Genomic DNA, 4341 nt, shown 5'->3' with positions numbered 1-4341 from the left:
GAGGGTTTTTATATATACTTTTATTATATATAATTATTTCTCTGTTTTAAAAGAGAAATTCTATTACACTACCAATATTTCTAATATGAAAGGAAGGATTAAAATGAAAAAATTACTATCATTTCTTTTGTCGCTGTCAATGCTTGCCTCTATGGCAGTTATTCCTGCAAAAGCAGAAGAAACGGTCATGCCGTTAAACGCATCACGAATTGATTCGGAAAAACTTCCAAGCGGTAATTTAATTTACCTTGGTACTGCGTCAGCAAACGTCAAAGAAGAAGATGCTGTTTATTCGTTTCCTATTTATCGTGAGGGCGATTTATCGGAAGAAGCAAGCGTCACAATCCACTCGCTTGACTTAACTGCGATATACGGCGAGGACTATATAATTCTTGACGATAACGCAGAGAAAACCGGTGATGGGGTTTCAATACTTGAACGTTATGCCACGGCAGAAGCTGACACTGATGAAACATCGGATAACATTTCGGAAGAGAATACAGATATTGAAAATTATTCGGAATTTGATTCAGAAATGGCACAGCAATTTGCAGACGAAGTAGTACCGGATGCAATGGCAGGAATTGAATACTCAAGCAGTACAACCGTTACTTTCGCACCGGGTGAAAACGAAAAAACGGTTAAATTCAAAATATTGGACGACAAAAAAAGCGAAGGCACAGAAGGTTTTTCTTTACTTTTGGTAAATCCCGACAATGCCGAACTTTATGAAGTAACATCACTTTCTGTAAATATCGAAGACGACGAGCCGAAAGAAAAAAGCGTTGTTTCTTTCAGCAGAAACAGTTACACGTCAAAAGACGGAAATGCCACTGTTACAATAAAACGAAAAAATGCAGAATATTCTCTTTGCGATTTCACTTTACTGTCATCGAGCATTACTGCAGTAGCAGGAGAAAATTATGAAGAACAAATCAAAACAGTTACATTCATTCCTTATGAAACGGAAAAGACAATTGAAATCCCCGTATCCGGCGAGGGTGAATTTAAACTGCTGATGAGTGATATGACGGGCTGTGAAAGCGGCAAATATGCAGAAACCGTTGTCAAAATCAAAAATAACGCCGATGATGAGAGTGATATTTCTCTTATGGGCAATGAAAATCAGACTAATGACATCACTATAAACGGTCTTAAATACAACGTTAAATATACAATGCCGTCAGATAATTCAAAAGATCCTGCCGAAGGTAAAATATACGCAACAGGTGACGGAACTCACAATTATGACATTCCTCCCGAAGTCGGTACATACTACTTTGCAACAGAAACAAACCGCGACGGTCTGTTTTATTATGACGGATATTGGGGCGATAAGCCATGGGGTTGCGGTCATTGGGACAACAAATATGAAATAGATACACGCGAAAGAAATATGGGTAGCTCTCACTACGGAAAACTTGAATATTATCATACAAGTATGTGGGATAAAGGCGGAGTATGGACACATTCCAAAACTGTACCGTCGGTATATTATCAATATATGACTCCAGATATGGAATCAACATCAAGCGCCTTTGGCGGACAGCTCGCAAGATTTAAAATTGCAAATAATGACAATATTGTTATCAATGAATCAAAAAGCGAAAAATTCGGCAGAACACTTGACGCAATGCCTGCAACTCTCTTGAATAACAACCAACCTTTAAACGGAAATATAAGCATGGAAATACATTCAGCTGATGAAGACAAATCAAAAACTCCGAAAAGTTATGTACGCTTTTACGGTGTTGCGGCTATGTATAAAAAGGTTAATGTAGAACTTAATCAACCTTCAGCACAAGAATACTATATCGGTAATGAAAAGATAAATGCCTTACCTATGCAGGTTGAACTTAACAGCGGTGCTCAAATCGCCGGAAGTAAAACACGTGATTTCTGGACCAATCCGAATGAGGATGACTGCAATATTGTATTTACAATAAATGATACAGACATTAACGGTCACAAAGGTAAATACGGATATATTTCAGGCTATAAAATCACCATAGACCCGGGTACAAATGATGATAAAATAACTGTAAATTATCCAGAAGAATTTATTTCATACCTTAACTCAAAAAAAAGGAACAAAACTTTCTGACGAAGTAAATTTCACATCGGATAACGTAAATAATGAGCTGAAGAAAACAGAAAAGCAAAATCTTTATTACATTCCGTATGATAAATACTTCATATCCTGGATTGAATCAGTTCAAAAAAATGTTGCACATGACACATACGGTTATCATCAAAATCTGAAGATAACACCTAAAGTATCATATGCCGATGTTACAGTCGAAGTATTACCGTCAGCCGGCGAAGGAAACGGCAGCTTTGTATCAAGCGAGCTTGCCGCAGGTAAAACAGTTACTCACCATGCAGGTGATACACTTGATTTAAGTGCAACAACTCCGGATGACGGATATCATGTTGTAGGTTATCAAGTTTCAACAAACAACACAAGTTTCAACACAATAACAGATACAACAAAATTATTCCTTGAGCCTAATACGAGTTACAGAATACGTCCTCTTATAGCGAAAAATTCAAACAAAATCGAAATTAAATTTGAAAACGGTGCAGAAAATTATTTAACGGTACAGGGTCTTATCAGTGAAAATGATCTTAATTCAAGTACCGATGAACAACTGAAAAAGGAACTAAGCGGTAAATATGTTATTAACGCAAATCCGTCAGAATCAAATCTTTCAGATAAAATAACACCGATTACAGGTAAGATTTATACATTAAATTTTGCCTCCGTTGAAGATAATGAATACATATACCGTCCCGTTATCAAGCAAGGCAACGACACGTTTACAACCAATTCTTATCACACCGTTGCGCAAGCACAAACAACAGACAATGTTATAACTGTAAATTACAAAAAAGTTAAAAAGAGCGATTTAAAATCATTTAATATATCAGGTACTGTTGTTTCTAAAAATGCATCTATCCGCGATAACGGCTTAGAACCGGAATCTCTTCCGCTTGTAGGATATTCCGTATCAGCCGGAAAAGGTTCACAGTCGCTAAACTCCGCAAACTCAAGCTATATGCCTGACAGTGCGACCGGTACAACTTCCGATACCGGTACTTATATATTGACAAACGTATTGGGTGACACAAACGACCTTATTACAATGTACATCTCAAACGGTGTTACGACAGGCTATGTAGCAAAAGTAAAGCTCACAGACGCACTTGGTCAATCAGACGGTGCTTATACCGTAAATGCAGGTAACACAAATATCACCTACCCTTACGGTGCTCCTAAGGTTGCGTCAATTATGTACACATATGACAAGAACACAGCCGACTTAAACCAAAATCAAATAAGAATACTCGACGACAATCTTACAGTCACAGCCGTTATAGACAGCTATGGAAGAAGTGTCAGTGAGGCAGTATTCACCGTTCGCACATCAACCGGTCAGACAACCGAATACAAAGGTTATCCTCGTGAGGATGGCAGCAGTATTATAGAATGTACAATTCCTAAGATGACAGAAAATCTACATTCCGGTGACAGTCTTTCTGTACGTCTTGTAGATTCAGAAAAATTATCATCAGGTAACACTGAAATTGAAATTGTGTATCCCGATGTTGCAACAGGTCTTTCATTCTATACGGAATTTGCACTTACAACACCTCAAACTTTCGATGCGGATAACAGCGGTACAATCGATATTCCGTTAGTCGGCTCAGCAATAGGCAAATGCCAATCCGGATTGATTACATTCGGCAAAACAAACTGGCCTGACAACACCGGTTATACTATTCAGGCAAATATTGACACAATACTCAATAGTATGGGTAAGAAAACCGTTTACGAGAAAAAAGCGTTTTATGATAAATTCCGTGGTGCTGTTCAAGAAAATAATAATCACAGAAGTAATGCTATGAAAATAATGGCTGCGACATTCAATGGTGTCGCTCCGTCTCGTGACGATTATAAAACCGATGCCGAATATCAAGAAGCATATGCAGATTATACCGATTTACTAAAAGATACCAAAGCTCCATTTGCCGGTTTTAATAACCAAAGGTACAGCGTCGAAGTAGCCGTTATTTTAGCTTTCGACTTTGTTAAAACGCCGGACAACGACTATATGTTTGCTTGCGGTTCGGTTTCTATCGGCGGAGCCTATACATTCAATAAGACTATGTATACTACAATTTACGGTGTACCTGTATTTTTAAATATCATTGCCGGTATTCAGGTAGATCTAATTACAAACTATGCTGCAGATGATGATAAAAATGCAATATCCGCAGATGAATTTAACAACTATCAAGGCAATATAGCAGACAGACTGAGCACTACCGATGTAACAC

General features: G+C 37.8%; 2 protein-coding genes. Both read left to right on the top strand.

The features are described from left to right. The first annotated feature begins 103 nt into the window (after positions 1-103). Positions 104-2104 carry a Calx-beta domain-containing protein gene (locus tag ACLTU0_RS11045; RefSeq protein ID WP_412322484.1) on the top strand — a complete coding sequence of 667 codons (2001 nt, stop codon included), beginning with the start codon at positions 104-106 and terminating at the stop codon, positions 2102-2104. A gap of 955 nt (positions 2105-3059) precedes the next feature. After that, positions 3060-4341 (top strand): hypothetical protein (locus ACLTU0_RS11040; protein WP_412322483.1); only part of this gene is annotated, 1282 nt, incomplete at its 3' end.

Source organism: Hominilimicola sp. (genome assembly GCF_046972485.1).
GTDB classification, from domain to species: domain Bacteria; phylum Bacillota; class Clostridia; order UBA1381; family UBA1381; genus Hominilimicola; species Hominilimicola fabiformis.
Note: the sequence above shows the minus strand (reverse complement) of the source record. Positions and strands in the feature narration are given on the sequence as shown.